Source organism: Rahnella inusitata (genome assembly GCF_018288855.1).
In the GTDB taxonomy this organism is placed as follows: Bacteria; Pseudomonadota; Gammaproteobacteria; order Enterobacterales; family Enterobacteriaceae; genus Rahnella; species Rahnella inusitata.
The window spans coordinates 3,659,423-3,685,528 of sequence record NZ_CP065024.1 but is presented as its reverse complement, the minus strand read 5'-3'; the positions used below and the strand labels follow the sequence as shown (position 1 = coordinate 3,685,528).

Annotated in this window: 26 protein-coding genes; 10 read left to right on the top strand and 16 right to left on the bottom strand. The window is 54.2% G+C overall.

The window, feature by feature from the left end; all coding sequences use genetic code 11:
• Window positions 1-180: 180 nt before the first annotated feature.
• The 7 genes from I2123_RS17280 to modE all read right to left on the bottom strand — a co-directional run bounded on the left by I2123_RS17280 (window position 181) and on the right by modE (window position 7,618).
• Window positions 181-513: a PsiF family protein gene (locus I2123_RS17280; protein WP_112166630.1), complete on the bottom strand. Its 333-nt coding sequence runs from the start codon at window positions 511-513 to the stop codon at window positions 181-183.
• A gap of 142 nt (window positions 514-655) precedes the next feature.
• Window positions 656-1,702, bottom strand: a complete 1,047-nt coding sequence (galM, locus tag I2123_RS17275; protein WP_112166628.1) for a galactose-1-epimerase — start codon at window positions 1,700-1,702, stop codon at window positions 656-658.
• On the bottom strand, window positions 1,696-2,844 hold the full coding sequence (gene galK, locus I2123_RS17270; protein WP_213051109.1) for a galactokinase: 1,149 nt from the start codon (window positions 2,842-2,844) through the stop codon (window positions 1,696-1,698). Before galK ends, galM begins: the two co-directional genes overlap by 7 nt.
• Window positions 2,844-3,893, bottom strand: a complete 1,050-nt coding sequence (gene galT / locus I2123_RS17265; protein WP_213051108.1) for a galactose-1-phosphate uridylyltransferase — start codon at window positions 3,891-3,893, stop codon at window positions 2,844-2,846. The genes galK and galT overlap by 1 nt, the downstream gene beginning before the upstream one ends.
• Window positions 3,894-3,911: 18 nt before the next feature.
• Window positions 3,912-4,928: a UDP-glucose 4-epimerase GalE gene (gene galE / locus I2123_RS17260; RefSeq protein WP_213051107.1), complete on the bottom strand. Its 1,017-nt coding sequence runs from the start codon at window positions 4,926-4,928 to the stop codon at window positions 3,912-3,914.
• Window positions 4,929-5,246: 318 nt separating this feature from the next.
• Window positions 5,247-6,713, bottom strand: coding sequence for a molybdate ABC transporter ATP-binding protein ModF (modF, locus tag I2123_RS17255; RefSeq protein WP_213051106.1), 1,467 nt, complete (start codon window positions 6,711-6,713; stop codon window positions 5,247-5,249).
• Between the two features lie 122 nt (window positions 6,714-6,835).
• On the bottom strand, window positions 6,836-7,618 hold the full coding sequence (modE, locus tag I2123_RS17250) for a molybdenum-dependent transcriptional regulator (RefSeq protein ID WP_213051105.1): 783 nt from the start codon (window positions 7,616-7,618) through the stop codon (window positions 6,836-6,838).
• 173 nt (window positions 7,619-7,791) lie between these two features.
• Between modE and I2123_RS17245 the strand changes: the two genes are divergently transcribed.
• From I2123_RS17245 to modC, 4 genes are all read left to right on the top strand, one after another.
• Entirely contained in the window at window positions 7,792-7,947 is a 156-nt protein-coding gene (locus I2123_RS17245) for an AcrZ family multidrug efflux pump-associated protein (protein WP_112166616.1), read from the top strand.
• Window positions 7,948-8,181: 234 nt separating this feature from the next.
• Complete coding sequence (modA, locus tag I2123_RS17240) at window positions 8,182-8,952, top strand: molybdate ABC transporter substrate-binding protein (RefSeq protein ID WP_112166614.1); 771 nt, start codon at window positions 8,182-8,184, stop codon at window positions 8,950-8,952.
• Window positions 8,952-9,641 (top strand): molybdate ABC transporter permease subunit, encoded by a 690-nt coding sequence (gene modB, locus I2123_RS17235; RefSeq protein WP_213051104.1) that lies wholly within the window; start codon window positions 8,952-8,954, stop codon window positions 9,639-9,641. The genes modA and modB overlap by 1 nt, the downstream gene beginning before the upstream one ends.
• A 1-nt stretch (window position 9,642) precedes the next feature.
• Window positions 9,643-10,704, top strand: coding sequence for a molybdenum ABC transporter ATP-binding protein ModC (gene modC, locus I2123_RS17230; RefSeq protein ID WP_213051103.1), 1,062 nt, complete (start codon window positions 9,643-9,645; stop codon window positions 10,702-10,704).
• Here the strand turns inward: modC and I2123_RS17225 are convergent.
• Window positions 10,701-10,964 (bottom strand): helix-turn-helix transcriptional regulator, encoded by a 264-nt coding sequence (locus I2123_RS17225; protein ID WP_112166607.1) that lies wholly within the window; start codon window positions 10,962-10,964, stop codon window positions 10,701-10,703. The two genes, modC and I2123_RS17225, sit on opposite strands and share 4 nt — an antisense overlap.
• 142 nt (window positions 10,965-11,106) lie before the next feature.
• Here I2123_RS17225 and I2123_RS17220 point away from each other — a divergent pair, with 142 nt between their 5' ends.
• Window positions 11,107-11,367: a helix-turn-helix domain-containing protein gene (locus tag I2123_RS17220; RefSeq protein ID WP_112166679.1), complete on the top strand. Its 261-nt coding sequence runs from the start codon at window positions 11,107-11,109 to the stop codon at window positions 11,365-11,367.
• A gap of 71 nt (window positions 11,368-11,438) precedes the next feature.
• Here the strand turns inward: I2123_RS17220 and I2123_RS17215 are convergent, their stop codons facing one another.
• Complete coding sequence (locus I2123_RS17215; RefSeq protein WP_112166605.1) at window positions 11,439-12,260, bottom strand: pyridoxal phosphatase; 822 nt, start codon at window positions 12,258-12,260, stop codon at window positions 11,439-11,441.
• A gap of 207 nt (window positions 12,261-12,467) precedes the next feature.
• On the opposite strand from I2123_RS17215, the gene pgl reads away from it, so the two are divergent.
• Window positions 12,468-13,469, top strand: coding sequence for a 6-phosphogluconolactonase (gene pgl, locus I2123_RS17210; RefSeq protein WP_112166603.1), 1,002 nt, complete (start codon window positions 12,468-12,470; stop codon window positions 13,467-13,469).
• 250 nt (window positions 13,470-13,719) lie between these two features.
• Window positions 13,720-15,231, top strand: a complete 1,512-nt coding sequence (locus I2123_RS17205) for a methyl-accepting chemotaxis protein (protein WP_213051102.1) — start codon at window positions 13,720-13,722, stop codon at window positions 15,229-15,231.
• A 109-nt stretch (window positions 15,232-15,340) separates the two neighbouring features.
• On the opposite strand, the gene I2123_RS17200 is transcribed toward I2123_RS17205, so the two are convergent.
• The 5 genes from I2123_RS17200 to I2123_RS17180 all read right to left on the bottom strand — a co-directional run bounded on the left by I2123_RS17200 (window position 15,341) and on the right by I2123_RS17180 (window position 19,819).
• Window positions 15,341-15,889: a hypothetical protein gene (locus tag I2123_RS17200; protein WP_112166599.1), complete on the bottom strand. Its 549-nt coding sequence runs from the start codon at window positions 15,887-15,889 to the stop codon at window positions 15,341-15,343.
• Window positions 15,890-16,091: 202 nt separating this feature from the next.
• A complete protein-coding gene (locus I2123_RS17195; RefSeq protein ID WP_213051101.1) occupies window positions 16,092-17,402 on the bottom strand; it encodes a putative acyl-CoA thioester hydrolase in 1,311 nt (436 codons plus the stop codon).
• A gap of 122 nt (window positions 17,403-17,524) precedes the next feature.
• Window positions 17,525-18,007, bottom strand: a complete 483-nt coding sequence (locus I2123_RS17190; protein ID WP_213051100.1) for a kinase inhibitor — start codon at window positions 18,005-18,007, stop codon at window positions 17,525-17,527.
• Between the two features lie 37 nt (window positions 18,008-18,044).
• Complete coding sequence (locus tag I2123_RS17185) at window positions 18,045-18,740, bottom strand: type 1 glutamine amidotransferase domain-containing protein (RefSeq protein WP_213051099.1); 696 nt, start codon at window positions 18,738-18,740, stop codon at window positions 18,045-18,047.
• Between the two features lie 41 nt (window positions 18,741-18,781).
• Window positions 18,782-19,819 (bottom strand): NADP-dependent oxidoreductase, encoded by a 1,038-nt coding sequence (locus I2123_RS17180; RefSeq protein ID WP_213051098.1) that lies wholly within the window; start codon window positions 19,817-19,819, stop codon window positions 18,782-18,784.
• 271 nt (window positions 19,820-20,090) lie between these two features.
• Between I2123_RS17180 and aphA the strand changes: the two genes are divergently transcribed.
• Window positions 20,091-20,804 carry an acid phosphatase AphA gene (gene aphA, locus I2123_RS17175; protein WP_213052552.1) on the top strand — a complete coding sequence of 238 codons (714 nt, stop codon included), beginning with the start codon at window positions 20,091-20,093 and terminating at the stop codon, window positions 20,802-20,804.
• A 117-nt stretch (window positions 20,805-20,921) separates the two neighbouring features.
• Here aphA and I2123_RS17170 read toward each other — a convergent pair whose 3' ends face one another.
• Both I2123_RS17170 and I2123_RS17165 read right to left on the bottom strand, forming a co-directional pair.
• Window positions 20,922-21,920, bottom strand: a complete 999-nt coding sequence (locus I2123_RS17170; protein WP_413535695.1) for an ABC transporter permease — start codon at window positions 21,918-21,920, stop codon at window positions 20,922-20,924.
• A gap of 8 nt (window positions 21,921-21,928) precedes the next feature.
• Window positions 21,929-23,410, bottom strand: a complete 1,482-nt coding sequence (locus I2123_RS17165) for a sugar ABC transporter ATP-binding protein (protein WP_213052551.1) — start codon at window positions 23,408-23,410, stop codon at window positions 21,929-21,931.
• Between the two features lie 362 nt (window positions 23,411-23,772).
• Between I2123_RS17165 and I2123_RS17160 the strand changes: the two genes are divergently transcribed.
• Window positions 23,773-24,114 (top strand): zinc ribbon domain-containing protein YjdM, encoded by a 342-nt coding sequence (locus tag I2123_RS17160; protein WP_112166586.1) that lies wholly within the window; start codon window positions 23,773-23,775, stop codon window positions 24,112-24,114.
• A 112-nt stretch (window positions 24,115-24,226) separates the two neighbouring features.
• Complete coding sequence (locus I2123_RS17155; RefSeq protein WP_112166584.1) at window positions 24,227-26,089, top strand: M3 family metallopeptidase; 1,863 nt, start codon at window positions 24,227-24,229, stop codon at window positions 26,087-26,089.
• Window positions 26,090-26,106 lie beyond the last annotated feature (17 nt).

Here is a 26,106-nt window from a genome sequence, read left to right as displayed (position 1 = left end):
TTCAATGATAACAATTATCATTATAGGGTCTTGGCATCCTCATCGGCAATCGGTATGTACCCTGATCGCCGTTGTGTCACACCGTTTGAGGTTAAACATAACGAATTTGCTGCGGGGATGTAAAACAAAACGCGCAGACGGTCGCCCGAACCACGCGTTTTGTATAAAAGTGCAGCGTAATTAGCTGGCTTTTTTCAGGCAGGTGCTCATGAAAGTTTTACGTGCATCGCCTTTCAGCTCTTTCTTCGCCGCATCGGCATTACAGGTTTTCATTTTCTCCTGTTGCGGGCTCAGTTTTTCAGTGGCGTTACTTTCCGCTTTCAGGCAATTACTCATGAATTTTTTGCGGTCCTCGCCTTTGAGGGATTGCGTGGTGGCCTGCGAATTACAATCGGTCATTTTCTGTCGTTGCGCAGTCTGTGCCGCAGAAGGTGCTTTGACCGTATCAGCGGCCAGCGCAGAACCCGCCGCACACAAGGTGGCCAGCAGGGTTAATACAACGGGTAAACGCATAACGAACTCCTTATTAAACGTCCTTTTCGCAGGACACTTACTAAGCGTAGATGTGGCTGAACTCTTTAGCTGAAAATGTGCTGACGCAGATGCGGGGTAAGTCACAAAACAGGACAGGATCTGGCGATCCTGTCCATCAGGATCACAGCGCGAAGAACTGGTAGGTCGTGGCAGATTTATAGGTCTGACCCGGTTTTATCCAGCAGCTGGGCTGCGGCCAGGTGGCGTGATTCGGGCTGTCGGGCAGGAATTCACTTTCCAGCGCCACGCCGCTGTAGCTGGCATATTCGCCGCCGGTGCGGTTCGGCGTACCACCGAGGAAATTGCCGCTGTAAAGCTGCAACGCTGGCGCAGAGGTGAAAACAGTCATCTGCACTTTACCGTCGGCAGACCACAAATGCGCCGCCGGGAATTCCCCGGAATTGCAGGTGCGGTTGAGCAGATAGGCATGGTCATAGCCCTTCACACGCTGCTGATCGCGATCGCTGAGGAAATCCTTCGCCAGCGTTTTCGGCGCGTTGAAGTTCATGCCGGTGTTTTCTACCGTGGTCGGATCGGCGCACGGAATACCGTCGCTGTCGACCGGCAGGAAGCGGTCGGCGAACAGTTGCAGCTTGTGCTGACGCGCATCGGTGCCTTCGCCATCGAGGTTGAAATAAGCGTGATTGGTTAGATTGACCGGGCACAGCTTATCGACCGTCGCGTCGTAACGGATTTCCAGACGATTATCGTCGGTCAGCTGGTAATGCACCGTGGCGGTCATATTGCCAGGAAAACCCTGATCGCCGTCGGCGGAGAACAGCTGGAAACTGACTTTCTGCGTACTTTGAGACAGGATCTTCCAGCGGCGCGCATGGAAACCTTCCGGCCCGCCGTGCAACTGGTGTACGCCCTGATTGGCGACCACCAGATGCGGTTTACCCTCGATCTCAAACTGCGCACGGGCAATGCGGTTGGCATAGCGCCCGACGGTCGCACCGAGATAGGCGCTCTGATTCATATAATCGTGCGGTGACTGGCAGCCAAGCAGCAGTTCGCGCGTGGTGCCATCGGCCAGCGGCAACGTGAAGGACAGCCAGGTCGCGCCCCAGTCCATGAACGTGGCGGTAGCGCCCGCCGCATTCTGTAGCGTCACCTGTTCAAACGGCTGGCCATCGGGCGCCAGCTGCGTATTTTCAGGTTTTAACATACGCCAGCTCCCTGAGATGCGGTGCAAACGTAGAAGGTTTCTTTCAGGCCGCTGTGCGCCTGATATTGTTCTTCCACTGCGTGACGCACTTTTTCCACCATGTCTTGCGGAACCAGTGCCACGATGCAGCCGCCGAAACCACCGCCGGTCATGCGCACGCCGCCTTTGTCGCCAATCACTTCTTTGACGATTTCAACCAGCTTGTCGATTTGCGGTACGGTGATTTCAAAATCATCGCGCATGGAGGCGTGAGATTCTGCCATCAGCTCGCCCATGCGTTTCAGGTCGCCGCTGGCCAGGGCGTCAGCCGCAGCCAGTGTACGGTCGTTTTCGGTGATGACGTGACGAGCACGGCGTGATACCACCGGATCCAGTTCATCCTCAATAGAGAAGAACAGGGCAGGATCTACGTCGCGCAATGCTTTCACGCCGAAGAAACGGGCAGCGACTTCACACTGTTCGCGACGCGCGTTGTATTCACTGTCCACCAGACCGCGTTTGACGTTGGAGTTGATGATAACCACCGCGGCGTTTGTCGGCATGGAGACCGCGCGGGTTTCCAGTGAGCGGCAGTCGATCAGCAGGGAATGATTTTCTTTGCCGAGCGCAGAAATCAGCTGATCCATAATGCCGCAGTTACAGCCGACAAACTGGTTCTCCGCTTCCTGACCGTTCAGCGCCAGGGCAACGCCGTCCAGCGGTAAATCATACAGAGATTTCAGCGCCTGACCGACGGCCACTTCCAGCGACGCCGAGGAGCTCAGACCCGCGCCCTGCGGCACATTGCCGCTTATCACCATGTCCGCGCCGGAGAAATCTTTGTTACGCAACATCAGATGTTTCACCACGCCGCGTACGTAGTTGGCCCACGGATGTGCGTCGCTGTGCAGGATGGGTTCGTCAAGTGAGAAGCTGTCTTCTTCGTTGTCGTAATCTGCGGCGATGACGCGGATCTGGCGATCGTTACGCTGGGCGCAGGCGATCACTGTTTCATAGTCGATGGCGCACGGCAGCACGAAACCGTCGTTGTAGTCGGTATGTTCACCGATCAGGTTCACACGGCCCGGCGCTTTGATGGTGATGGTCGCAGGGTAGCCGAATTTATCAGCAAAGATTTCAAGGACTTTAGTTTTCAGATTCATTATTTTTCTCCGGCCTCACGATAATGGACATCACTCACCGCGCGCAGACGCTCAGCGGCTTGTTCAGCCGTCAGGTCGCGTTGGGTTTCGGCCAGCAATTCATAGCCGACCATGAATTTACGCACCGTGGCTGAACGCAGCAACGGCGGATAGAAATGGGCATGCAGCTGCCAGTGTTCGTGGTCGCCCTCGGTAAATGGCGCGCCGTGCCAGCCCATCGAATATGGGAAAGAGCACTGGAACAGATTGTCGTAGCGGCTGGTCAGCTGTTTAAGCGCCAGCGCTAAATCAGTGCGCTGTGCTTCGGACAAATCGGTGATGCGTTTGACGTGTGCTTTCGGCAGCAGCAACGTTTCGAACGGCCATGCCGCCCAGTAAGGCACCACCGCCAGCCAGTGTTCGGTTTCCACCACGGTACGGCTGCCGTCGGCCAGCTCGCGTTGCACGTAGTCCACCAGCATCGGCGAACCCTGCTGTTCAAGATATGTGCGTTGCAGACGGTCTTCGCGTTCCGCTTCATTCGGCAGGAAGCTGTTGGCCCAAATCTGGCCGTGCGGATGCGGATTGGAGCACCCCATCGCCGCGCCTTTGTTCTCGAAAACCTGCACCCACGTATAGGTTTTACCTAAATCCGCAGTCTGTTCCTGCCAGGTTTTGACGATTTCGGTCAGTGCTTCTACCGACAGTTGCGGCAACGTTTTGCTGTGATCGGGCGAGAAACAAATGACACGACTGGTGCCGCGCGCGCTTTCCAGACGCATCAGCGGATCGGTACTTTTCTGGGCAAACGGTGTATCAGGCATCAGCGCGGCAAAGTCATTGGTGAAGACGTGCGTGCCGCTATATTGCGGATTCACATCGCCGGTGACGCGGGTATTTCCCGGGCACAGGAAGCAGTCCGGATCGTGCGCGGGCAGCACTTCATCGGAAACGGCTTCCTGCTGTCCCTGCCACGGGCGCTTGGCGCGGTGCGGGCTGACTAAAATCCACTGATCGGTCAGCGGATTGTAGCGGCGATGCGGATGTTCAATCGGGTCAAACGTGGTCATAAAGATTCCTTATCCGCCTTAGTTTGGGTAACCCTGCGGGTTTTTCGACTGCCAGAGCCAGGTGTCATTGGCCATATCTTCCAGCGTGCGGGTCACTTTCCAGTTCAGCTCTTTTTCCGCTTTGGTCGGATCCGCCCAGTAAGCCGGCAGGTCACCGTCACGGCGTGGCGCAAAGGTGTATTTCACCGGCTTGCCACAGGCTTTGCTGAAGGCATTGATGACTTCCAGTACGCTCTGGCCAAAGCCTGCGCCGAGGTTGTAAATGTGGACGCCTGGTTTGTTGTGCAGGGTTTTCATGGCGGCCAGATGGCCGTCGGCCAGATCGACAACGTGGATATAATCGCGCACGCCGGTGCCGTCTTTGGTTGGATAATCATTGCCAAACACCGCGACGGATTCACGACGGCCAACGGCAACCTGTGCGATGAACGGCATCAGGTTGTTAGGTACGCCCTGCGGATCTTCGCCCATCAGGCCCGACGGATGTGCGCCGACCGGGTTGAAGTAGCGCAACAGCGTAATGCTCCAGTCTGGTTCCGCACGCTGTACATCCTCCAGGATCTGCTCGACCATCAGTTTGCTGCGGCCATACGGGCTGGAAGGGTTGCCGGTCGGGAAGTCTTCGACATAAGGCGTTTTAGGCTGATCGCCATACACGGTGGCCGATGAGCTGAAAATCAGGTTTTTGACGCCTGCTTCGCGCATCGCTTCTACCAGTACCAGCGTGCCGGTGACGTTGTTGTCGTAATACGCCAGCGGTTTCGCGACGGATTCACCCACGGCTTTCCAGCCTGCAAAGTGGATCACTGAGTGAATTTTGTGTTCGCTGAAAATTTTATCGAGGATCGCACGGTCACGAATATCGCCTTCGTAGAACAGCGGCGTTTTGCCAGTTAGCGTATTAATACGCTCCAGCACGCTGACTTTACTGTTGTGAAGGTTATCCAGAATAATTGGCGTATAACCCGCATCAATCAATTGCACGCAAGTATGACTGCCGATGTAACCGCTACCACCTGTGACTAAGACGTACATAATCGCTCCCCGATGATTATCAATGCTGCAACGATATCACGCTGCAGGGCTGAAAAAGGTGATCCATCCCCAATAAAATGGAATCGCTTACACAAACAGTTTAGCACCTTTCTACCATGCTAAACAGCTGATACCAGCGGTAAAGAAAGCCTGAAGAATAACGCTACAGACCAGAAATGGCGCTTGGTGTAATCGCTTACACTTAAAGTTTCGCATTATCTGAAAACGGTTTTTCGGTGGTAAAGCGTCTGGCAGGGGAGGAAAGTGCGGGGAAAATGAGGAAAACAGGCCTTCCGCACCGGGAAGGCCGCTGTGCTTTTAACGTTGCTCGATCTGATACCGGTAGATATCGCCGTCCGGAATAAAGCTCAGACGATGCGTTATGCACTCCGGCGCATCTTCTGCATGGTGAGATACGAACAACAGCTGGGTTTCCCCTTCGCCGATCAGGATATCGACAAAGCGGCGCACCAGCTGGCGGTTAATCGGATCCAGCCCCTGCAAAGGTTCGTCGAGAATCAGCAGCGCAGGGTGTTTGACCAGCGCGCGGGCGATCAGCGCCAGACGCTGTTGCCCCCATGACAGGCTGTGGAACGGCATCTCACCGGCTGCGCCACCGAGGCCGAGCAGGGCCAGCCACTGGCTGGTGAGTAAACGTTGCCGGTCAGAAACCGCCTGATAAATGCCGATGGAATCGAAGAAGCCGGAGGTAATCACGTTACGCACGCTGGTGCTGACGCGGTAATCGAGATGCAGGCTGCTGCTGACGTAACCGATGTGGCGCTTGATATCCCAAATAGTTTCGCCGCTGCCGCGACGGCGGCCAAACAGTGTCAGATCGTTGCTGTAACCCTGCGCGTGATCGCCGGTGATCAAACTCAGCAGGGTCGATTTCCCTGCACCGTTTTGCCCGGTGATCTGCCAGTGTTGTCCGTGATCGACCTGCCAGCTCAGATTGTGCAGGATCGGTTTATCGTCGTACTGCACCACGCCGTTGCGCAGCACAATCAGCGGGCTGTCTGCCGGCGGACTGACGCGGGCAGTCGGATCCTCCGCTTCGGGCACCGCCATGCCGATCAGGCTTTCGCTGTGGGCCAGCTGCGCCACCAGCGCATCGGCCATCACCTGTTCGCGCGGGCCGACGGAGGCCAGCGTGCAATCCGCGAGCACGCCGACGTTCTGCACAAATTCAGGAATATCATCAAAGCGGTTTAGGACCAGCACCATGGTCTGGCCCTGTCCGGCCAGCGTGGCCAGCAACGCTGCCAGCTGGGCGCGCGCATTGACGTCGAGGCCGTCGAAAGGCTCGTCAAGCACCAGCAAGTCAGGCTGTTGCATCAGCACCTGGCACAGCAGCGTTTTGCGCGTTTCACCGGTGGAAAGATATTTGAAACGGCGGTCGAGCAATTTCTCAATGCCAAACTGCGCGGCGAGGGCGGCACAGCGCGCCGGATCCTGCACCTCTTCCTGAATGATTTCGGCGGTTGTGCGGCCGGTGTCATCTTCACCTTCACTCAGCAAATCAGTATTGTTACGCTGCCATTCATCGGCCACCAGTTTTTGCAGTTGCTCGAAGGAAAGCCGGACGATGTGGCCAAAGCCGTTTTCGCGGGTGCCTTTGAGCAATGTGAGGTCGCCTGCCAGGGCGCGGGCCAGTGCGGATTTTCCGCTGCCGTTGGAGCCAACGAACGCCCAGGTATCGGCCTGCTGAACAGTGAGATCGGAAAGTGCGAGGGTTCGGGTATCGCTCAGGCGGAAAATGCCTTGCGAAATATGTAACGACATTGTTATCCCTTAATTCGAAATAATGATGAATTAAGGGATAAGCGCTCAGGTTCTCTGAGTCAATTGACAATTCTGCAAAGTGTCAGCGCTGATTCTGCAAGATACTGATTATCAGTGTTTTTTCAGCACAGCGTGGCGATAATCACTTTGTCATCATCAAACTGAGCAAATGCCCTCTGACCGGTTTCGAGCTTCAGCGTATCCATTTCCTCGTTCGGCACCGTGGCGCACAGCGTCTCGCCGCCGGGAAGTTTCAGCAGCACTTCGCTGTTCATGTCGCCGCGCTGAATATGGGTGATGTCGCCCGGCAACGCGTTGTGTGGATTTTCGGCATTGAAACCCAGAGTAATCCACGGCGCTTTGATGAGCACCAGCACTTCCTTGCCGGGCGTCAGCGCCAGGCGATCGGCGCTTTGCTCGGTAATGGCGGCGCGTATTTGTGTTTTCCCGTCGGCCAGCATCACATTGATATGTTGCTGGACGCTCTCATGGCTGCGTTCCACTACGTTGCCGAAGAACTGATTGCGCGCACTGGTCTGTAACGAGAAACGGGAAATGGCGGCCAGCAAACTGTCGAGGGGAAGGGAATCTTCTTTGAGTACATCAAACGCTTTTTGCTGGATCTGCGCCAGCAGCTCGTACAGCTGAATCAGACGTTCGCCGTAAGGCGTGAGGATTGCGCCGCCGCCGCCTTTGCCGCCGGTGCTGCGCTCTACCAGCGTTTCATCCGCCAGCTGATTCATCTCGTTGATGGCGTCCCACGCGCTTTTATAGCTGATCCCTGCCAGCTTTGCGCCCTGGCTGATCGAGCCGGTATGGCGCACCTGTCGCAGTAATTCGATACGGCGCGGGTCGGCGAATAGCCGCTCTTGTAGCCTGAGGGTTAACAGAATTTCAGCTTGCATGTCAGCTTCCTTAATAGACGAAGATGTATTGTCGCCGTTTAACCCGTCCGCAGGCAAGTTGGCGAAATGCTAAAGTAATTCCAGCCCCGTACTGCTATTATCTGTGACAGTCTGTCATACAGTTTATGAACATCGCCGTCGTTGTGCGATCCAGCCAGTCAAGTGAGGCTATCATGTTAGAATTAATCGAAAGTTTGGTATTTGCTGCCATCATGGTGCCGGTCTTCATCGCGGTGATCCTGGGTCTGATCTGGGGACTGGGTACCGTCTTCAACGTTATTTCCGTTATCGGCCACTCTAAAGAGTCCCGCAGTAAGCCTCATTACTAAGTTGTCGTGATGCAGTCTGAATCCGAAGAACCCGGCCATTGTGCCGGGTTTTCTTTTTTCTGCGAGCAGCACAAAGCCCCTGAAAAAAATATTCACCGCAGCCAGATCAACAAACTTCAAGTTCTGCCAGTTTCCGCCGATAAATCAGATGACAACCCATTTTCCTGCGCTATATTGTTGCCTACATAACGCATCACCTGATGTATGAATAACGGATAACAGGCGAGGAAAACGATGAAAGCTTCCTGGACAACATTATTTACGGCGACTGTGCTGGTGGCAGGGCTGAACGTGCAGGCGCAGGCCGCAGACAAAATTACGGTCTTTGCCGCGGCGTCGCTGACCAACGCGTTGCAGGACATCGCGACGCAGTATCAGAAAGAGAAAGGCGTGCAGGTGGTATCTTCCTTCGCCTCGTCTTCTACGCTGGCGCGCCAGATTGAGCAAGGCGCACCGGCGGATCTGTTTATTTCTGCCGATCAGCAGTGGATGGATTACGCCATCGGCAAACAGCAAATTGTCGATAACACCCGTTATACTCTGCTCGGCAATGAGCTGGTGCTGGTTTCTGCAAAAACCAGCAAAATCGACAAAGTCGATATCTCTGAAAAAACGCAGTGGCTTAAACTGATTGGTGACAGCCGCTTAGCCGTCGGAGATCCAGACCACGTCCCGGCGGGCATTTATGCCAAAGAAGCGCTGCAAAAACTGGGCGCCTGGACCACGCTGGAACCTAAACTGGCGCGTGCCAGCGACGTTCGTGGCGCTCTGGCGCTGGTCGAGCGTGAAGAAGCTCCGCTGGGTATCGTCTACGGTTCTGATGCCATTGCCAGCAAAAAAGTGAAGGTTGTCGGCATCTTCCCGGCTGCAAGCCATAAGCCGGTGGAATACCCGATGGCTATTGTTAAAGGCCACGAAAATCCGACGGTCAGCGCGTTTTATGATTATCTGAAAACACCCGCTGCCGCAGAGATCTTCAAACATTATGGATTTACGCCACGCTAATGATGTTGAGTGAATATGAGTGGCAGGCGGTATTTCTCAGTCTGAAAGTATCGAGCCTGTCCGTAGTTTGCAGTCTGCCACTTGGTATTCTGATGGCGTGGATCCTGGTCCGCTGCCGCTTTCCCGGCAAATCCCTGCTCGACAGTATTATCCATTTACCGCTGGTGTTACCGCCAGTGGTGATTGGCTATTTGCTGCTGGTGGTGATGGGGCGGCGGGGCGTTGTGGGCCAGTGGTTATATGACTGGTTTGGGTTTAGCTTCAGTTTCAGCTGGCACGGCGCGGTACTGGCTTCTGCCGTCGTGGCGTTTCCGCTGATGGTGCGCGCTATCCGCCAGTCCCTGGAAGCCGTGGATCCGAAACTGGAGCTCGCCGCCCGCACGCTCGGAGCGTCGCCGTGGCGGGTGTTTTTCACCATCACCTTGCCGCTTTCAGTTCCCGGTGTGATAGTCGGCGTGGTGCTGGCGTTCGCGCGTTCGCTGGGCGAATTTGGCGCGACCATTACCTTCGTCTCGAACATTCCCGGCGAAACCCGCACCATTCCGCTGGCCATGTACACTCTGATTGAAACTCCCGGCGCAGAAAGCGCAGCCGCACGTCTGTGCGTGCTGGCGATCCTGTTGTCTCTGGCGGCCTTACTGATTTCTGACTGGCTGGCGAAACGCAGCCGAACGCGGCTGGGAGGCTGATATGCTGGAACTGGATTTCAGTCAGCAACTGGGTGAGCTGAATTTGCAGGTCACACAAACCTTACCGGCACAGGGCATCACCGCGATTTTCGGTTTGTCCGGCGCGGGGAAAACGTCACTGATCAACGCCATTGGCGGTCTGACGAAACCCGACAGCGGACATATTTCGCTCAATGGCCGGGTGTTATCTGATGCCGATAACAAAATTTTCCTGCCGCCTGAAAAGCGCCGTGTGGGATATGTATTTCAGGACGCCCGTCTGTTCCCGCATTATCGCGTGAAAGGCAACTTGCAATATGGCATGGCGGCGTCGATGCGCGGCCAGTTCGACAGCATAGTGCGGCTGCTCGGCATTGAATCTTTGCTCGATCGCTTTCCGTTGACGCTCTCCGGCGGTGAAAAACAGCGCGTGGCGATCGGACGTGCGCTACTGACGGCACCGGAAATTCTGCTGATGGATGAGCCGCTGGCAGCGCTGGATCTCCCGCGTAAACGCGAGCTGATGCCTTATCTCGAGCGGCTGGCGCTGGAAGTCAATATTCCGATTCTGTACGTCACGCACAGTCTGGATGAAATTTTGCGCCTGGCGGAAAAAGTGCTGGTGCTTGACGGTGGAAAAGTGCTGGCGATGGGCAATCTGGAGGACGTCTGGGCGAGCAACGTGATGCGCCCGTGGCTGCCAAAAGAAGAACAGAGCAGTGTGCTGAACGTCAGCGTACTGGAACATCATCCGCGTTACGAAATGACCGCGCTGGCCATTGGCGATCAGCGGCTGTGGATCAGTAAAGTTGACGAAGAACCGGGGACGCCTATGCGGGTGCGGGTTAATGCCACCGACGTTTCACTGGTGTTGCAGCCGACGGCCAATAACAGCAGCATCCGAAACGTCCTGCCTGCGCAGGTGCTGGAATGTCTTGACGTGGGCCACCAGATTGAAGTGAAACTCGCGATGGCCGGCCATATTATCTGGGCACGCATTACACCCTGGGCGCGCGATGAGCTGATGATCCGCGCAGGCCAGTGGCTGTATGCGCAGATCAAAAGCGTGTCGTTAAACCGTTAAGCTTTTGGCGCGTTAAAGGTTTCATACAACGCCAACACCTGTTCGGCAAAGTCGTCGTCCAGAATATAGAAATAGCATTCCGGTACGTTCAGCACGCGGGCAAAATGACACATCGTGTCGAAGTTCGGGCTGTACGTGCCGCTCTCATATTGCGAAACCCTTGAGCGCGCCGTGCTCTCATCAATGCCACCCAACACACCGAGTTTTTCCTGCGTGAGGTCGGCTTTTTTTCGTGCTGATTTCAGTCTGTGCGGGATCATCTTCAATAACCATATAAACTGTATTGACGTCATGTTAAGCATCACTTAACATATTGTTGTTTAGAGTTACTGAACGATGTTACTGGAAAGAGTAGACCTCATTTCAAAGGCAGTACCGACAACAAAAGGAAGAACGATGAAAATGGAAAATGACTGGCATCCGGCGGACATCATTGCCGGGTTGCGCAAAAGGAAAACCACGCTGGCTGCAGTCTCACGTGAAGCCGGTTTAGGATCGTCAACGCTATCCAACGCACTGGCCCGCCCGTGGGCAAAGGGTGAGAAGATTATCGCCCAGGCGTTGGGTATGCCGCCTTCAGCGATCTGGCCAAGCCGTTATTTCGACGAAAATCACCGTTCAATTCCGCGATGCGTCAGGGCGGAAAAGAAAAAGGCGGAATGACGATACCTCTGGATTGTCCTACAAAACGCCTTCCTCAATGACAGAAGAGGGCGTTTTCTTTTATGACCTCATCAGCTCAGCACTTTACTGCGGATAACGTCCGCGATGCCCGGCGTTTCATGATCGCCAATCACCAGCGCGGCGCGCTCTTTAATGGCATCTACCGCATTGCCCATTGCCACGCCTAACCCGACGTTTTCCAGCATGCTCAGATCGTTGAAATTATCCCCAAAGGCGATCACGTCCTGCATACTCATACCCTGAGATTCGACCCACTCCTGTAAACGACGGCCTTTGCTGTTGCCACCCTTGGCGACGTCAACCTGATCGTGCCATGACCATTCGCAGGCCAGACCCAGTTCGTTTTCCACCTGCGCGGCAAAAGTATGCAGCGCATTGAGATCCTGATGCGACGTGGCAAATTTCCACACGGAGTGCGCATCGTCGGCCGCGTCACGCAGGCTGTTGACCTGCACGATGTTCGGGCGCTGGCCTTCCGGCAACGTTTCGCCCCAGGCGATTGAACGGCTGACATGGCCGCTCGGTTGCTGATAAAGCATCGCGTCATCGACATACAGCAGGCCATGAATGCCGTGATACTCGAGCAAATCGACCACTTTTTTGGCCTTCACTTTATCCATGGGATCGGACGTCAGCACTTTACGTGCCTGATAATCATAAAGATACGTTCCGTTACAACAGATAGCCGGTGTATCGAGCTGTAAGGCCTGATAAAACGGATGGATCGCCACGTGATGACGCCCGGTGACGATGACCACTTTGATACCCTGAGCACGGGCATCGGCCAGCGCGGACAGGGATTCAGGCAGGATACGTTTTTGACGGTCGAGCAGCGTACCGTCGAGATCGAGTGCGATAATGCGATAAGTCATGGTCAGTCCATCATAAAGTGAGAGGATCGAAGAAATTATCACCATGTTACCGTGTTAAGCCTGCTAATTAAACCTTCAAACCCGCCAGACGTGGTGCAGTGAATGCCTTGTCGGCTCCCCGGTTTATTTAGGGCGTGGAGGGTTTGGGGTTGTTGGGTTATCCTGAACTACGCTTTCAAATCTAATGAGATTTAATAAGGAGTTGTGATGAAGCAAGTTGTCTACGTTGCCAGCCCTGATAGCCAGCAAATCCACGCATTTCGTCTGGCGGACAATGGTGAACTGAGCCTGCTGCAAACCGTGGAAGTGCCGGGACAAGTTCAGCCGATGGTTATCCATCCTGACGGCCACCGTCTGTATGTGGGTGTGCGTCCTGCGTTCGGTGTTCTCACTTACCGTATCGATAACGAAGGTAAACTCGAAGAAGCGTCGATGGCTCCGCTGCCGGGCAGTCCGACGCATCTGGGGATCGATCTTCAGGGGCGCTTTGTTTTCTCGGCTTCCTACAGCTTCAATAACGTCAGCATTCATCCGCTGGACGAGCAGGGCCACGCACTTGCTCATACCCAGGTTCTGGAAAATATACAGGCACCGCACTCTGCCAATATCGATCCGACCAACCAGTTGCTGATGATCCCCGCGCTGAAAGAAGACCGTATTCGTCAGTTCGATTTCAGCGTCAACGGTGAAGCCACGCCGCATGATTCTGCCGAACTGCGCACTGTCGAAGGTGCCGGTCCGCGCCACATGGCCTTCCACCCAAATCATCATTTCGCTTACTGCGTAAATGAGCTGAACAGCAGCGTGGACGTGTATCAGAAAGACGTTACCAGCGGCGAATACCGTCAGGTGCAAACGCTGGGCATTATGCCTGCCGATTTTACTGGCACCTGTTGGGCAGCCGATCTGCACATCACGCCTGACGGCAAATTCCTGTATGCGTCTGATCGTACCGCCAGCCTGATCTCCGTGCTGACCGTGTCCGAAGATGGCAGTGTGCTTGAACTGGTGGGACATCACGCCACACAAACGCAGCCGCGCGGGTTCAATATCGATCACACCGGCAAGTTTGTTATTACCGCCGGTCAGAAGTCTGACGCTATTGAAGTCGCGAAAATTAATCCTGAAAACGGTCAGCTGACGACGCTTAACACCTACAACGTAGGTAAAGGTCCGATGTGGGTGAGCATTCTGGAAATTCGTGGATAACAGAATCATTAATTAACGAACTTAATGATTGGTTTGATATTAATGAATAATCCCACCCCGTAATAATGATCAAGCCCCTGTATTAGGGGCTTTTTTGTTTCCTGAGCATCCCGTGCCATTGTTAAGACTTATTTTCATTCCCCTCTAAATATTGTGCCTATCCGGTCGATAACTCTCCCGTTATTCACTCATTCTTAAGTGGCTTCGCCACTGTCAGAGTCAGTCCATTTTGGAAATCAGGGAGAAGAAAATGAACGTACTTTCAGGGATCGCTGGCCAGGTTCGCCACGCCACTATCGCTAATAAACTCGGTGCCGGTTTTGCGCTGGTTCTGCTGCTGGGTTCACTCGTTGCCGTATCCGGCATTTACCATCTGACCAACATCAATGAGCGGGCAGAAAAAGTGACGCTGCTTAAAACCGTTAACGATCTGCTGAGCAGCGCGAAATTTTCCCGCCTGTCCTATATGGCGACCAAAGACCCTAAATTTGTGGAAGAGAACGCACAGGCGCTGGATAAGCTGGAAGCGAGGCTGACGGATGTCGCCGCCTATTCGTGGGATGCCCGTGATCTTCCACTGGAAGAAGCGATGCCGGAAAACATCCGCCGTTATCGCGAGAGCTGGCAGCAAACCTTGAATCCTCCGGCCGGAAGCGACCAGAAAGAGATTGCTGCCCAACTCGCCGCTGCCGGGCTGGCGCTGACCTCCGCCTCCAACACCATGCTTGATCACGAAATCGCCAACACTCATCGTGAAGTCAGTCAGACCATCAGGGAAATGGTGGGCATCGTTATCGCGACCATTATTGCCGGTGCTTTGATTTCATGGCGCATGACTCGTCAGCTGACCCTGCCGCTGCGCCGGACGTTAGCGACGGCAGAACGCATTGCCGCTGGTGATTTATCGATGCACGTCACCAGCCACAGTTTTGATGAGGTTGGCCAGTTAAGCCGTGCCATTGAAGGCATGAATAAAAATCTGCACGGCATCATTGGTAATATTCGCGAAGGGGTGACGCAGGTGACGCGTGCCTCCAGCGAGATTGCGGCGGGGAATATTGATCTCTCTGCGCGTACCGAAGAACAAGCGGCTGCGCTAGGCCAGACCGCTGCCAGCATGGAACAGCTGACTTCTACGGTTAAACAAAATGCGGACAATGCCACGCAGGCCAGCCAGCTGGCATCCGACGCCGCAAACACCGCCGCACGCGGAGGCAAACTGGTCAGCGATGTGGTGGGTGTGATGAAAGAAATCGCGGTGAGTTCGAAGCAGATTTCTGAAATCACAACCGTGATCAACGGTATCGCGTTTCAGACCAACATTCTGGCGCTGAATGCGGCCGTCGAAGCCGCCAGAGCGGGTGAGCAGGGGCGCGGATTTGCGGTCGTCGCCAGCGAAGTGCGCAGCCTGGCACAGCGCAGCGGGCAGGCGGCGAAAGAGATTGAAGGGCTGATCCAGAAATCAGTGGTCAATGTGAACAACGGCTCACAGCTGGTGGCCAAAGCCGGAGACACCATGGAAGACATCGTTGGTTCCGTGCGCCATGTCACCCAGATCATTCATGAAATCGCATCGGCATCGGACGAACAAAGCCGCGGGATTAGCCAGATTGCGCAAGCCGTAGCGGAAATGGATACCGTCACCCAGCAAAACTCGGCACTGGTGCAGCAATCGGCCAGTGCAGCGGCATCGCTTGACGAACAAGCGGTGAATCTGGAACGCACGGTATCGGTGTTCAGATTGGGGAATGAGGCAAGGTAATTAACCCGATATGTGACACGTATCAGGGTCTATATTATGCGTTGCAGTGTCGCTATAAATATCAGGGTTTCTGTTTGTTGAAAGAAACCCTTTATTAAGGAGGATAAAATTACAGTGTTTTAAATGACGCGAACATTTGGTTGAAGCGCGTCACCGAATTGCCGGTAAATTGCCCGGGGAAATATAAGACACCAAAACCGTACAGTCTCCCTTTTGAATAGGTTAACCATATATGAGATGTATAAGCTCTGTTGCCTTTTGTTTTTCGGGTCACCACCGTTTTAATCGCATTATGTCCCGCGATAGAACCTTTTCGTACGGTATGAATAACAAAGTCAGTGTTTTTATCCGCCTGTAAAAATCCCTTCAAAAATTTATGAAATTCATTTTTCCAGGCCGGGCTCGTTATGTATGCAATGACTTCTTCATCCTTGTAATGAGACAGTTGCGGTTGTGGATCAGTACCCATAATTCTGACACGCATGAATTTCCCACAGTCCTGGCACTCGAACTCATCCATTTTAGAAGATCCACTATTAGCCGATAACAGAGACAGCCCCGTATTATTGACAGAATAAACCCCAGGTTTGGTATAAGCCAACGATTCATAAGATAAGCAAATGGAAAACAGCAATAACATATTTAATAGTAATTTCATGTTTAACAATCCTTGGTCAAAAACCTTCCTTTAATTATTCATTCAACAATAACATGATCAATGCTATTCCTGATATTCAAAATAGAAATAATGAGTTGATTTAGCGATTGCGCTCTTATGACTTCAGATAAGGGTTTATATTCACACAAATAAAAAACCGCCGTTTAACGGCGGTTTAACATTATTATTTATCTTTTCGTCATTACTTCGCTGGCTGAGTTAGCATGTTGTTGTACTGCCACAGGCGGTTGAAGTTAGGATCGTTCAGGTCGCGCTGCTGTTTTTCATCTTTCGGTACGTTGCCGGCGAACGGACGGCCTGAGAACGCCGCTGCGCCCCACGGGTTCATCTGGTCGTAGCTGTTATCGAAGTTGCTGTCGCGGATCACCAGTTGGCTGTTCGGCGTGGTGCCCGGAACATAACCGCCTTGTGCAACGCCTTCATCCCATGCGCGGCCCATTTTGGCTTTCGCGGCTTGCTCGAAACCACGGTCGCCGGTCAGATTGCTGTCGGTGACCAGGAAACCGTATGGTGCGTTCGCCGGAGTGTTCGGCGCAAAGATGGACGCTTCTTTCACGCCACGGCTGCTGACAGTGTGGAATTCAACATGGTCGAAGACCGCCACTGCACGGCCAAACACGTAATCCACATCGCCGACGATCAGGCTGTTGTGCACATAAGCGCGGCTATAGCGTTTGTTATCGGTTTCGTTATGGATGTTGGCCGTGTTGACCATAAAGGTATTCTGACGGCCAATCAGACGCACGTTGTCGATAACCACGTTATCGCCATCAGTACGCAGTGCCACGGCGGAGTGATCGCCCGCGTCAACGGTATCGAGCAGGGCGTTACCGATGGTCAGGTTTTGCAGTTGCAGGCCGTTGCTCTGTGACCAGACGGTAGCAGAACAACCGGTACCGATGGTTTCAGTGGTCTGCGTCGCACAGTTCTGGAACATATAGTTCGCGCGGTCGCCTGGCAGGAACTGGCCATTAGGGCTGACGGTAGAACGGTAGGTGGCTGGTGTGCTGGCCGCTTCCAGACCCTGAGACAGCGTCACGTCAGCGGAGCTGTTGCCCGCGCCAAATAAGGTCACTGGCGGAGAACCTGCAGGAATGTAAACCGCACCGGTGTAAGTCCCTGGCAGGATTTTGATGAAGATGCGTTCACCGTGGTTACGCACGGCCAGCGCCGCGTTGACCGCCAGTTGCACGCTGGAATAGGCTGCGCCGTCGGTGCCTAACTGCGGGCCGACCACGAAGTCAGTTTTCACACCGTCAGTGCTGACCAGTTTCGGGAACCAGCTCTGTTGCTGAACCTGCAAAGAAGGGCCGCCAAAGGCCAGATATTTTTTCGCTGTAAAGTTGGCCGCTTCGTCCGCAGATAACACGGGGAGGGACGCGGTGCCGGGAGCAACCTGGCTGGATTTGCCTTCATGGCTGCTGCTACATGCCGCCAGAAACAGGCCGGCAGACAACACGGCGCACGCGCGCGACAGGGTGGAAATTTTCACTGTGACTGACTCCTAGATGAAGAACATTTATTCTTTTTTTCAATGTCGCGACGAAGGCCGCAATAAAAAAACGGTGGTCAGCAAAACTGACCACCTTTTCTGGTTCTTTTATACCACAGGAATCAGCTATATATCACTGTCAGTGATGCTTTGCCGAGCGTATGGAAATGCACATTGAAGCCGAGATAGGCACCGCTGGCTTCTTCATTGACTTCAAGCTGCTCAACATCGAGGGCATATATGGTGAAATGATAGTGGTGATGTTCGCCCTGCGGAGGTGCGGCACCGCCATATCCGGCTTTGCCGAAGTCAGTGCGGGTCTGCACTGCACCGGCAGGTAAACCGCCTTTACCCGAGCCCGCACCCTGCGGCAGTTCGGTCACATCAGCAGGAATATTGGCGACACCCCAGTGCCACCAGCCGGAGCCGGTAGGCGCATCCGGGTCATAGACGGTTATCACAAAACTTTTGGTGCCTTCCGGTGCACCGGACCAGGCCAGATGTGGCGACAGATTCTCGCCGGTGTAGCCCATTCCGTTGAAGACCTGCGTTTCCGGCATTTTCTCGCCGTCGCGCAGATCGTTGCTGGTCAGTGTAAATGCCATAAAACCCTCATCTGATGGTGTGTTGTGATCAGCCAGATTACTTGGCGACTTCGCCTCCGCCCAGCATTTTCAGCAACGCTTTCGCGACGGCGGTGGAAGAGGCCGGATTCTGACCTGTGATAAGTTTGCCGTCGGTCACCGCATACGGATGCCAGTCGGCCGCTTTACTGTAATCGCCGCCATGTTTTTTCAGCTCATCTTCAACCAGGAACGGCACGATGTCGGTCAGACCTACGCCGTCTTCCTCGCTGTTGCTAAACCCGGTGACGCGTTTATCTTTCACCAGCGGCGTACTGTCTTCCAGCAGCACATTGCGCAAAACGCCCGGCGCATGGCAGACCGTTGATACCGGTTTGCCCGCTTTCCAGAAAGCCTGAATTAATGCGATAGAATGTGCATCTTCTGCCAGATCCCACAATGGACCGTGACCGCCCGGATAAAACACCGCATCGAAATCATCGGCTTTCACCTCTGCCAGTTTCAAGGTGTTTGCCAGCGCGTGCTGCGCGTCCTTGTCTTTACGGAAACGGTCGGTGGTTTCGGTCTGTGCATCCGGTTCATCGCTTTTCGGATCCAGCGGCGGCTGACCGCCTTTCGGCGAAGCCAGCGTCAGGGTCGCGCCCGCATCCAGAAATTCGTAATAGGGTGCAGTGAATTCTTCCAGCCAGAAGCCGGTTTTCTTACCGGTTTCGCCGAGTTTATCGTGCGATGTCAATACAATCAGTAATTTCATGTTACCTCCTGTGGACGTGAACAAAGCGTCGTTATCAGCTGTCAATCCTGCCCGACACGGACAACCAGTTTGCCGAAGTTTTTCCCCTCAAGCAGTCCGAAGAATGCCTGCGGCGCGTTTTCCAGACCTTCAACCACATGTTCGCGGAACTTCACTTTTCCGTCTTCAAACCATTCACTCATCTGTTTGGCGAATTCAGGATAACGGTGACCATAGTCATCAAAAATGATGAAGCCTTGCATGCGCATTCGTTTCTTAAGGATAGTCCCGGTCAGCAGAGAAAGGCGATCCGGGCCGTCGTTCAGGCCGGTAGCGTTGTACTGCGAGACCAAACCGCACACCGGAATACGGGCTTTGGTATTGAGCAACGGCAGCACGGCGTCGAAGACCGCACCGCCGACGTTTTCAAAATACACGTCGATACCGTCCGGACAGGCGGCTTTCAGGCGCTTATCCAGATCGGGGGCGCGGTGATCCAGACATTCGTCAAAACCAAAATGTTCGACTGCGTAACGGCATTTTTCTTCGCCCCCTGCGATGCCGACCACGCGACAGCCTTTGATCTTACCTATCTGTCCGACCAGTGAACCGACCGGGCCGGTTGCGGCGGCCACGACCAGCGTTTCACCGGGTTTAGGTTCACCAATATCCAGCAGCCCCATAAAGGCGGTGAAGCCCGGCATTCCAAGCACGCCCAGCGCCAGTGAAGGTTGTTTGAGCGCTGCGCCTTCCAGCTTTTTCACCGTATTGGCATCGGCCACCGAGTAATCCTGCCAGCCGGTACTGCCGACCACCAGATCGCCGGTTTTAAAATCCGGGCTGTGAGATTCCACCACGCGGGACACCGCGCCGCCGGTCATCACATCATCAATTTGAACGGGCGCGGCGTAAGAGGGCGCATCGCTCATGCGACCGCGCATGTACGGGTCGAGTGAAAGCCATACGGTGCGCAGTAAAAGCTGGCCGTCTTTGGCCTGCGGTAAAGGGGCTTTTTCGAGACGGAAGTTATCGTCAACGGGCTTACCGTGAGGGCGTGACGCCAGTACGATGCGGCGGTTTTCGGATTGTAATTGAGGCATACCTGTTCCTTTCCGTTTGTATATAAGAGAGTTAAAACTCGAAACAATAGGGAATAAGTATAGGCCGCATAATCTTGTTTGAATGAAGCGTCTGATGCTCTGCGGCAATAAGTCAGACGATTCTCCCCTAAAGTGTGATCATCATCTTTTCCTATGACACCCGCCGAGAAAACCCTTTCACTCTGAAATATACGCAGGTATGTTCGGTAAGATTTTTGACCAGTTGCTCCACTTTATCTTCAAGATTAATAAGCATAAAAAAGGGATCATGATGCGTAAAACCACACTGGCACTGAGTGCCATTTGCCTGCTGCTCAGCCTCAATCACTCCGCTATTGCCAAAGAGTCCGCCCCTGCGCCGCTCTATCCTGGCGTCAACGTGGCGCAACTCGCGCAGCAGTCACCGGTTCACTGGGTGTCCGTCGCGCAGATCGAAAACAGCCTTAACGGGCGCGCGCCTGTTGCGGTAGGTTTTGATATCGATGACACCGTGCTGTTCTCCTCGCCGGGTTTCTACCGCGGCCAGCTGGAATTTTCGCCGGGCAAACAGGATTACCTGAAAAATCCGCAGTTCTGGGAAAAGATGAACAATGGCTGGGATGAGTTCAGCATGCCGAAAGAAGTGGCCAAAAGTCTGATTGCGATGCATCTCAAACGTGGTGACAGCATCTACTTCGTGACCGGACGCAGCGAAACGAAAACCGAAACGGTCACGAAAACCTTGCAGGAGGATTTCCAGATCCCACAAGACAAAGTGAATCCGGTGATTTTCGCGGGTGACAAAGCCGGGCAGAACACTAAAACGCAGTGGCTGAAAGACAAGCAAATCAAGATTTTCTACGGTGACTCCGACAATGACATCACCGCCGCGCAGGCTGCCGGCGCCAGAGGTATCCGCGTGCTGCGCGCCTCTAACTCCAGCTATAAACCTCTGCCGCAGGCAGGCGCCTATGGCGAAGAAGTCGTGGTAAATTCAGAGTATTGATAGTTTCTGATTCTGCGGTTTCGCCCTGTAAAATCCTGTGAGGGTATGCAGTTCGGGCCACTCAGGGAGAAGGGACCGGCCAGCGAGGAAAGGCGTTTCCTCGCTGGCCGGAATGGCTTATCGTTTCTGAATGTAGGTCAGCGCCAGCGCCACCGCCAGCACCAATCCCTTAATGATATCCATCGCATAATACGGCACAGATAACATCACCAGCCCGTTAGACAGAACCCCCAAAATCACCGCGCCCAGCAACGTCCCCAGCGCATTAGGCTTGCCGGATCCTGCCAGCGAGAACCCGATATACGCGGCAGCCACCGCATCCATCAGATAACCGCCACCGGCGTTCACCTGGGATGAGCCAATGCGTGATGCCAGCAAAATGCCGCCAGCGCCCGCGAGGACCGAGGAAATCACGTAAGCGATGACGCGATAACGCGCCGTGCGGATCCCTGCCAGACGTGCCGCCAGCGGATTTCCGCCTATGGCGTACATGCGGCGCCCATGCTTGGTCAGCGACATAAACAGCTGGACGGCGACCGTCACGACGGCCATGACAATCACGATCACCGGCACCTGACCGAGCAGGCTGAACACCGCCGGCACTGTGCCTTCGGCCATGTCGCCACTAGGCAGCACCATGTTTTCGGTGATCGAACCGCCGTAGCTGTAGGTCATCGCCGCGCCCTGAATCACAAACAGGCTGGCGAGTGTGGCCAGCATGTCGGGAATTTTCAGAATAACGATCAGAAAAGCGTTGAACAGACCGACCAGCGTGCAGAGCGCCAGCGTGATCAGAATGGCTTCTGTGGTGCCAAAGCCGTGCCAGACGAACATCGAAATCACCAGCGCATTAGCCAGCGAGGCGGTCGAACCGACCGATAAATCAAAGCCCCCGACCGAAAGCGAAATCGAGACGCCGATGGCAATCACCGTCACGATGGCGATAGAGCGCAGAATATTGATGATATTCGACGGTTCGAGGAAGTTGTCCGATGCCACGCCAAAACCGGCGATCAGCAATACCACGGTCAGCAACATGCCCCATTTATACAAAAACTCGAACAGCTGATGACGCCAGGGCTGACTGGCTTCGGGTACGCTTTCTTTACTCACCACGGCTTTGTTCACGCGGGTGTTCCTCCGGTTGAATAGACTAATAAGGTTTCTTCGTCGACGTCTGCGGCGTCCAGTTCGGCCACGATACGGCCATCCCATAAGACCAGAATGCGGTCGCATAAACCGACCAGTTCGGCGAACTCACCGGAAGCATAAATAATGCCTTTTCCCTGTTGCGCCAGGCCGTCAATCAGCCTGAACACGTCCGTTTTGGCTTTGATGTCCACGCCTTTGGTCGGTTCGTCGAAGATCAACACCTGACTCTCACTGCGCAGCCATTTTCCGATGGCCACTTTTTGCTGATTACCGCCGGAAAGCCGCGCCAGCTTCTGCATCGGCCCGGAAGCGCGAATGCCTAAGCGGCTGATAATATCCTTCGCCCACGACAGCGACTGGCGGCGGTTAAAAATACTCCAGCGCGAGAAGGTGTCGTCGGCGGTGACGCTCAGGTTCATCGGGATATCCTCATCGATAAAAATCCCTTCCTTACGTCGTTCTTCCGGCACTAACGCCAGACCCTGTTCCACCGAAAGGTGCGGTTCTTTCGGCTTCCACGGTTTGCCATTCAGTTCACCGCTTTCCACCTGACTCGGCGTCGCGCCAAACAGCGCTTTGCACAGTTCGGTTTTCCCCGCTCCGGCAAGCCCGGCGATCCCAAGGATTTCGCCCCGATGCAGCCGCAGGGATATATCGCGCAGTTTGTCTTTGTCGTGCATCCCTTGGATTTGCAGCAGCGTCTCACCGCTGTGCGCAGGGCGGCGCGGTGGATAAATATCATCGAGCTGATGGCCGATCATTTTCTCAATGATGTGTTCGTTGCTCAGGCCGTCCATGCTGTCATCGCTGACCAGACGCCCGTCGCGCAGCACGGTCATGCGGTCACAGATATCACGCAGTTCGTGGATTCGGTGGGAGATAAATACGACGGCCATACCTGCGGCTTTCAGCTTGCGCACCAGCGCGAAAAGCCTCGCGCTTTCCGCCTGATCGAGCGGGGCGGTCGGTTCATCGAGGATCAGAAACCGGCACTTATGCGATAACGCCCGTGCCAGCAAAATCAGCTGTTTCTCCGCCAGCGTGCAGCTTTCAATCCGCGCGCGGATATCGATATTCAGCCCGAGTTCTGCGGTCAGTCGCTGTGCCTGAAGATAAAGCTGCGACCAGTTATGCCAATGACCCGGCTCAGAAAGCCTGTCGAGCATAATGTTTTCAGCGACGTTCAGCGTCGGCACCAGTGCAACGTCCACTTCCTGCTGCACCAGGTGAATTCCGTGGTCACGGGCCTGATGCGGCAGCCTGATATTCACCGGGTGGCCGTCAATGGTGACCTGCCCGGTGTAATGGTCGTGGGTGCCAGACAGCACCGCCATTAACGTGGATTTACCCGCACCGTTCGCGCCGACTAACGCGTGGACAGAGCCGCCTTCCAGCGTGAAATCAACCTGGCGCAGGGCGGGAAAACCCGCAAATGAAATCGAGATATTGCGCATCTCAAGAAGGGAGGAACTCACGCTTGGATTAACCTTTTATATAGACGGATGGGGGGTTAGACGTTTAGCCGTCTGTAATCTGTTAATTCCAAATTTTTAACATATTCGCGGGATTAAGCAAGGGATTAAATGGGATAAGTAAGTTCAAAAAGATCTAAACTCAACATCAAGGGTCAGGACCTCGGGCAGTTCCTTCTTTCCAAAGGGTGAGGAGCAAAATGCGCGGTCAGTTTTCAGGTGGATATTGCCGTAAATCCTCTTCCCGCTATCAAAATTTGCGATTAAAGATTAAAATACCCCTATTAAAGGGTTTTAATCATGATTTAAATGGCTTTTTTAAAAGCATAATAGGAGCTTTTATTATGGAAACGTTACCAAATTGTCCAACTTGTAAGTCCGAATTCACATGGCAGGATGGCGATATGCTCAATTGTCCTGAATGTGGGCATGTCTGGCCTTTGGCGGGTGACGCAGCCGCAGAAGACGACGTGCTGAAAGTTATCGATGCTAACGGGAATCTCCTGGCTGATGGCGATTCCGTTACGGTCATCAAAGATCTGAAAGTGAAAGGCAGTTCCTCAATGCTGAAGATCGGCACCAAAGTTAAAGGCATTCGCCTTTGCGAAGGCGATCACAACATCGACTGCAAAATTGATGGTTTTGGCCAGATGAAACTCAAATCCGAGTTCGTTAAAAAGAACTGATCGGTTGCCACTGAAGCCTGATGGTTAAACGCGGTTTTGCCGTATCGACAGAACCGCCGCTTAAACATACACTCAATGCATAATCTCGTTAACTTTCAGCAGAGAAGATTGCATGAAACAGGCTCAGGACTACCTTAACGCCCTCAACCACGATTACCTTAAAGTTCATCAGGACAAAGAAAATTTGTTCTGGCAAAACTATATGGGCATCGGTGATGACAACGTCAGTGAAGCATTCTCCGCCGCCGAAACCGCCTACAAACGCTTTATCGCCGAACCTTCCCGCCCGGCGGAATTACGCACAGTCATCGCACAACTCGAAAGCCAACCGTCCGACAAAGAGGTTGAGGCGCTGCTTCATGGCCTGCGCGGCTGGCTGAGTTTCTTCGACTGCAATGTGATTGAAGACCCCAAAGCGCAGGCGTTGCTGGATGAAATTATTCAGGCCGAATCCGCGTTGTTTGCTAAGCGTAAGCAGTACCGCATGACGCATATCAACAGCAAAGGCGAGCGTGTTAGCGCTTCGCTTGGCGAGCTGCTGACCAATCAGGCCAACAACGAAAACGAAACTTACCGTCGCAGTTCGCAAAATGCGTTGCGTGAGCTGGAAGAGTGGCTGCTGCACAATGGCTTACCGCAGCTGATTGGTTTACGTAACCGTTTTGCGCGCCAGCTCGGTTACCGCAACTATTTCGACTATAAAGTGAATAAAACCGAGCGCATGACGCCGGAACAGTTATTCGCCATCCTCGACCGTTTTGAAGAGCAAACCCGCGAAAGTAATACGCGCAGCCTGAATGAGCTGGTCGCGCGCGAAGGCGATGCTGCGCTGCTGCCGTGGAACATCCGCTTTGCCAGCGCCGGTGATGTCACCCGTCAGCTCGATCCTTACTTCCCGTTTGCCGATTCCCTGCGTCGCTGGATTGACAGCTTCAAGCGCCTGAATATTGGTTTTAACGGGGCGGATATGCAGCTGGATCTGCTGGTGCGCGAAGGCAAATACGAAAATGGCTTCATGCATGGTCCGGTTCCACCGTTCTTTGATAACGGTAAGTGGGTGCCTGCGGTGATCAACTTCACCAGTCTGGCGAAACCTGACCAGATCGGCAGCGGTGCCAGTGGCCTGAATACGCTGTTCCATGAAGGCGGCCACGCGGCGCACTTCGCCAATATCCGCCAGAATGCGCCGTGCTTCTCGCAGGAATTCCCACCGACGTCGATGGCCTATGCCGAAACGCAGTCTATGTTTTGCGACAGTCTGCTTGATGATGCCGACTGGCTGAAGCGTTATGCGAAGAATGCCGCCGGTGAATCCGTGCCGGACGAACTGATCCGCGCCAGTATCGAAGCCCGCCAGCCGATGCGTTCGTTCAACGAACGTCACATTTTGCTGGTGCCGTATTTCGAATGGCAGCTGTATCAGTGGCCTGATGAAAAACGTACGCCGGAAGCGATGATCGCGCTGGCGCGTGACATTGAAACCCATATTCTCGGCGTGACCGGCAGCCCGCGTCCAACGCTGGCTATCCCGCATCTGCTGTCGATGGAATCGGCCTGCTCTTATCAGGGGTATCTGCTGGCGATGATGGCCGTCGAGCAAACTCGCGCGTTCTTCCTCAAACGCGACGGCTATCTCACCGATAATCCGGCGATCGGCCCCGATCTGGCGAAACATTACTGGACGCCGGGTAACAGCGTAAGTCACGACGATACGCTGCGCAGCCTGACCGGTGAAGGGTTCAATCCGGCGTATCTGGCGCAGGCGTGCAATCAGACTGTCGATGCGGCGTGGCAGGACGCGCAGCTGACCATCGGGGAAGCATCCAAACGCGAACAGCCGGAAGCGGATTTTGACCTCAACGTGCATATCCGGGTGATCGACGGCAAACGCATTCTGGCCGACAGCGCCGATGGCGACGAGGCGATGTGTCAGGATTTTGCGGACTTCGTTGAACAGAACTATCCGGCGAAGTAACCGCCTGAAAACCTAAA

Coding starts and splice junctions, on each gene's coding strand:
- I2123_RS17280 (WP_112166630.1), bottom strand. CDS start 513: ATGCGTTTACCCGTTGTATTAACCCTGCTGGCCACCTTGTGTGCGGCG.
- galM (WP_112166628.1), bottom strand. CDS start 1,702: ATGTTAAAACCTGAAAATACGCAGCTGGCGCCCGATGGCCAGCCGTTT.
- galK (WP_213051109.1), bottom strand. CDS start 2,844: ATGAATCTGAAAACTAAAGTCCTTGAAATCTTTGCTGATAAATTCGGC.
- galT (WP_213051108.1), bottom strand. CDS start 3,893: ATGACCACGTTTGACCCGATTGAACATCCGCATCGCCGCTACAATCCG.
- galE (WP_213051107.1), bottom strand. CDS start 4,928: ATGTACGTCTTAGTCACAGGTGGTAGCGGTTACATCGGCAGTCATACT.
- modF (WP_213051106.1), bottom strand. CDS start 6,713: ATGTCGTTACATATTTCGCAAGGCATTTTCCGCCTGAGCGATACCCGA.
- modE (WP_213051105.1), bottom strand. CDS start 7,618: ATGCAAGCTGAAATTCTGTTAACCCTCAGGCTACAAGAGCGGCTATTC.
- I2123_RS17245 (WP_112166616.1), top strand. CDS start 7,792: ATGTTAGAATTAATCGAAAGTTTGGTATTTGCTGCCATCATGGTGCCG.
- modA (WP_112166614.1), top strand. CDS start 8,182: ATGAAAGCTTCCTGGACAACATTATTTACGGCGACTGTGCTGGTGGCA.
- modB (WP_213051104.1), top strand. CDS start 8,952: ATGATGTTGAGTGAATATGAGTGGCAGGCGGTATTTCTCAGTCTGAAA.
- modC (WP_213051103.1), top strand. CDS start 9,643: ATGCTGGAACTGGATTTCAGTCAGCAACTGGGTGAGCTGAATTTGCAG.
- I2123_RS17225 (WP_112166607.1), bottom strand. CDS start 10,964: ATGATCCCGCACAGACTGAAATCAGCACGAAAAAAAGCCGACCTCACG.
- I2123_RS17220 (WP_112166679.1), top strand. CDS start 11,107: ATGGAAAATGACTGGCATCCGGCGGACATCATTGCCGGGTTGCGCAAA.
- I2123_RS17215 (WP_112166605.1), bottom strand. CDS start 12,260: ATGACTTATCGCATTATCGCACTCGATCTCGACGGTACGCTGCTCGAC.
- pgl (WP_112166603.1), top strand. CDS start 12,468: ATGAAGCAAGTTGTCTACGTTGCCAGCCCTGATAGCCAGCAAATCCAC.
- I2123_RS17205 (WP_213051102.1), top strand. CDS start 13,720: ATGAACGTACTTTCAGGGATCGCTGGCCAGGTTCGCCACGCCACTATC.
- I2123_RS17200 (WP_112166599.1), bottom strand. CDS start 15,889: ATGAAATTACTATTAAATATGTTATTGCTGTTTTCCATTTGCTTATCT.
- I2123_RS17190 (WP_213051100.1), bottom strand. CDS start 18,007: ATGGCATTTACACTGACCAGCAACGATCTGCGCGACGGCGAGAAAATG.
- I2123_RS17185 (WP_213051099.1), bottom strand. CDS start 18,740: ATGAAATTACTGATTGTATTGACATCGCACGATAAACTCGGCGAAACC.
- I2123_RS17180 (WP_213051098.1), bottom strand. CDS start 19,819: ATGCCTCAATTACAATCCGAAAACCGCCGCATCGTACTGGCGTCACGC.
- aphA (WP_213052552.1), top strand. CDS start 20,091: ATGCGTAAAACCACACTGGCACTGAGTGCCATTTGCCTGCTGCTCAGC.
- I2123_RS17165 (WP_213052551.1), bottom strand. CDS start 23,410: ATGCGCAATATCTCGATTTCATTTGCGGGTTTTCCCGCCCTGCGCCAG.
- I2123_RS17160 (WP_112166586.1), top strand. CDS start 23,773: ATGGAAACGTTACCAAATTGTCCAACTTGTAAGTCCGAATTCACATGG.
- I2123_RS17155 (WP_112166584.1), top strand. CDS start 24,227: ATGAAACAGGCTCAGGACTACCTTAACGCCCTCAACCACGATTACCTT.